We start from the raw sequence: 3553 nt of genomic DNA, 5'->3' as shown, positions 1-3553 counted from the left end.
ATTGGCGAGGCCGATACCCTGGAAAAGCTCGAAGCCCTGCTGCCATGGAACGTCCCGCTGGAGCCGATTGCAAAAAAAGTGGCGCAATACGGTAAAGGCAAGTAGGTCGATTTAACGGCGCTTACGAACGAGTCGCTGGCCCGCCAGGCCAATCAGGAAGATGGCTGCAAGGGCCACTTCTGGGAAGGACGCTTCAAAAGCCAGGCCTTGCTCACCGAGTCGGCGCTGCTGGCCTGCATGACCTATGTTGACCTCAATCCCATCCGGGCTGGCATCGCCACCACACCGGAGGAGAGCGATTTCACCAGCATCCAGCGACGGATTGAACAGACAGCTGATTTATCCGCACCAGCCTCCTTGCTGTTGCCTTTTGCAAGAGAAGGCAAGCCCGAAGAACTCCCCTGCAGTTTTGCCGATTATCTGGCACTGGTGGATTGGACAGGACGCGTAATTCGTCTGGATAAGCGTGGCCATATTCCGCACCATCTCGCACCTGTGCTGCAGCGCCTGGGCATAGAAGAGGGACAATGGTTGGGGCAAGTCACCCTGTTTCGGCGTCACGGTATCCGGGCGATTGGCGACAAGATTTGCTGCCAGCGCTACGCCGCGCATTGTGGCCAGACGCGATGTTATCAGCCCAATCCTTGATACCGGAAAGCCTCGTGAGTTCACCACCAATCAGCAATCCTCGTTGACGCTGTACAGACACTGATTGCCAACTGGCAGCCACTGACGCTCGCTCAAGCTCACAGCTTGTACTCCCATTGCTGTTTCATGCCTTCCAACCCCTAAACCAGCCTGCGTATGAATGGAGCCTCCCAAGCTATTCGTCATTTCCCATCAGGTGGGTGTCCAAATTTAATCCTTCCAAATTTAATCTTTCCAAATTTAATCCCAAACTTCATCCTTCCCTTGCACAACTTGGGCTGGATGGGGGTGATATGTGAAAACCACTCCACAGCAAAACGGCGCCCCAAGGCGCCGTTTTGCTGCATACCACCGGTGACGGCGGGCGGGCTGTTTTTTATATAACTCAGCCGGTATAGACAGGCAGCAGACCCGCCATGTTGAGCAGATGGAAGAGCGCGGTCAGCACCCCGAACAGCAAGACGCCCACTATCATCGGCAGGCCGCCCGGCGTGCGGAAGCCATCGCCCTTACCGCTTTGAGCACGCTTGCCGGCGCGTACCTTCCAGGCTAGCAGCGCGGGTATGATGCAGGTCCAGAGGGTCGCCACGGCACCGGCGTAACCGATGGCCATCAGGAAGCCGAACGGGAACAGCAGGGAGAGCAGCAGCGGTGGCAGGAAGGTGACGGCCCACGACTTGGCGCGGCCCTGATGGCTGTTGTCAAACTTGAACAAATCCGCCAGATAGTCGAACACCCCCAGACCGACCCCGATAAAGGAGGAGAGGATGGCGGCCATGGAGAAGAGGTTGAGGGCATTGGCGACGGCCTCTGACTCTATCACCGAGGCCAGCGCCTTGAGCAGCACGTCAACGTTGCCGCCCTGTGCCACCACAGCCCCGAACTCGCTGCGCGGCAGGTTGCCAAACACGCTCACCAGCCAGATGAGGTAGAACAGCAGCGCGATGGCAGTACCACCGAGGATGGCGTAACGAGCGCGGCGCTCCTCACCGTAGTAGGCACGCATGGACGACACCGAGTGGTGATAACCGAACGAGGTGAGCGCCACCGGCAGCATGGCCAGCGCATAGGGTGCATAGCTGGCATGCTGGCTCAGGGTATCGAACAGCAGGGTCGGCTTGATGTTGAGCGACAACCCCGAGATGCCGAACACGAAGCTCAGCCCCATAGCGATGACCAGCACGACCGAAATGCGATCCACCGCCCGGGTCGAGTGCCACACCAGCCCGGAGAAACCCAGAGTGAACAGGATGGAGCCCCAGTGACTGCCGATGCCGGTCATGCCATCTATGATGAGACCGGCCGAGGTGATGTAGGCGTAGAGCAGTATGCCACCGACGAAGTAGACGGTGAGGTTGTTGAGGGCGTTGACCTTCTCTCCCAGCAGCTCCCGGGTCACGGTATCGAACGACACGCGCAGCGGGTAGCCCTGATAGGACTCCAGCAGCATCCAGCCGGAGACCGTCATCACCACCATGGTCAGGGTGATGGCCAGGATGGACCAGATGGTCCAGGCACCCGCCCCGGCACTCGGCAAGCCCAGCATGCCAGCCCCTACACAGACGCCGGCAATGATACATGCCCCGCCCACCAACGATGGCTTATGCCCCATATTCCACTTCTCCTACCCTGTTCTCACTGCAAAAAAATGGCGCAGCCACGGCTGCGCCCTGACGTTCGCCCTGCCCATGACAGGGGACGATTTGTTGTTCTCGCGAAGGGAATGAACCCGATACCCGGCGGCATATCAGGGTGCTGACGCGCCCTGCCCACCGTTTCGCCGTGGCGACTTTACCCTCCAGCCCGCCCGGTATCAAATCCGCTTGCCTGTTTGGGTCACCCACACGACCCGAAACGGGGCGATCCGGGCGGCTTGCCCCCACCTTGCCAGACCCGTGAGGGCACGAACTGGCGGGTGAGGGTGGCCTGATCAATGGGTGAGTGATGGCGGCAGCCTGCACCGGGCCCACAAACACCCCCTCGGTGACGGGGGGGGCGTGCTGCCTGTGCGATGGCCGGGACAGCGACATGGTCCACCAGCGGCGGGGTCAGTCGCGGGCACGGCGCAGGTGGTAGTCAACGTGATAGTCGTTGGCGTTGCGAAACATGATGGAGTAGTTGAGAAACTCCCCGTTCTCGCCATAAGAGAGGGAGCTCAGCCGCAGGATGGGCGCCCCCTGCTCGATATGCAGCAACTCGGCCATCTGCCGGTCGGCCAGCACGGCGCTGAAGCTCTCGTAGTTGCCAGCGATGGGAAGCTGGCACTCATTCTCGATATAGGCAAACTTGGAGCCCTCCAGATGAGCCACCGACAGGGTGCGAAACAGTCGCACCGGCATGTAGCTCTCCTCCAGCAGCAGGGCCCGACCATCCACAGAACGCACCCGGCTGGAGAAATAGACGGGCTCGTTAACCTTGACCCTGAGCTGGCTGGCAATCGCAGGCGGGGCCGGCATGGTACGAAACTCCAGCACCTGACTGGTGAGTACCCGGCCCTGATCGCGCATCAGCTCGGTAAAGCCGCTCAACCCCTTGGTCTCGTGCTGAACATCCTTCTTGGTCACATAGGTGCCACTGCCGTGGCGCCGCGCCACCAGCCCCCATTCGATCAGCATGTCCACCGCCTTGCGCACCGTCATCCGCGACACACCAAACTGGCTCGCCAGTATCTTCTCGCTCGGCAATACGTCTCCCACCCGGCAATCCGCGCCATTGACCCGGATACGCAGCCGATCCGCCACCGATTTATAGATCACTGCTAGACCTCTCTCAACCTGTACCCTGTCTCTTGATCAGATCTTGATCCCCGAAGCCATCATCTCTTTGGCGGCAATAAAGCCGTCCAGTTTACTTTGCAGTGTTTGCCAGCCTTCCCAGAGTGAGCTCCAGCCTGCAATCCCTGTTC

At 59.9% G+C, this 3553-nt stretch carries 3 protein-coding genes; 1 reads left to right on the top strand and 2 read right to left on the bottom strand.

All coding sequences use genetic code 11. The annotated features are described in order from the left end of the window. Positions 1-207 precede the first annotated feature (207 nt). Entirely contained in the window at positions 208-648 is a 441-nt protein-coding gene (locus GWQ22_RS20970; RefSeq protein ID WP_345893651.1) for a hypothetical protein, read from the top strand. A 385-nt stretch (positions 649-1033) separates the two neighbouring features. Here GWQ22_RS20970 and GWQ22_RS20965 read toward each other — a convergent pair whose 3' ends face one another. Both GWQ22_RS20965 and GWQ22_RS20960 read right to left on the bottom strand, forming a co-directional pair. Then, complete coding sequence (locus GWQ22_RS20965; RefSeq protein WP_108536587.1) at positions 1034-2260, bottom strand: aromatic amino acid transporter; 1227 nt, start codon at positions 2258-2260, stop codon at positions 1034-1036. Between the two features lie 436 nt (positions 2261-2696). After that, positions 2697-3404 (bottom strand): GntR family transcriptional regulator, encoded by a 708-nt coding sequence (locus GWQ22_RS20960; RefSeq protein ID WP_275931558.1) that lies wholly within the window; start codon positions 3402-3404, stop codon positions 2697-2699. Between the last annotated feature and the right edge of the window lie 149 nt (positions 3405-3553).

The sequence above is a fragment of the Aeromonas sp. 1HA1 genome (assembly GCF_029237385.1).
Lineage (GTDB): Bacteria > Pseudomonadota > Gammaproteobacteria > Enterobacterales > Aeromonadaceae > Aeromonas > Aeromonas popoffii.
Note: the sequence above shows the minus strand (reverse complement) of the source record. Positions and strands in the feature narration are given on the sequence as shown.

Bases quoted from the DNA above. Each gene is read 5' to 3' on its own strand.
- GWQ22_RS20965 (WP_108536587.1), bottom strand. From the start codon at position 2,260: ATGGGGCATAAGCCATCGTTGGTGGGCGGGGCATGTATCATTGCCGGC.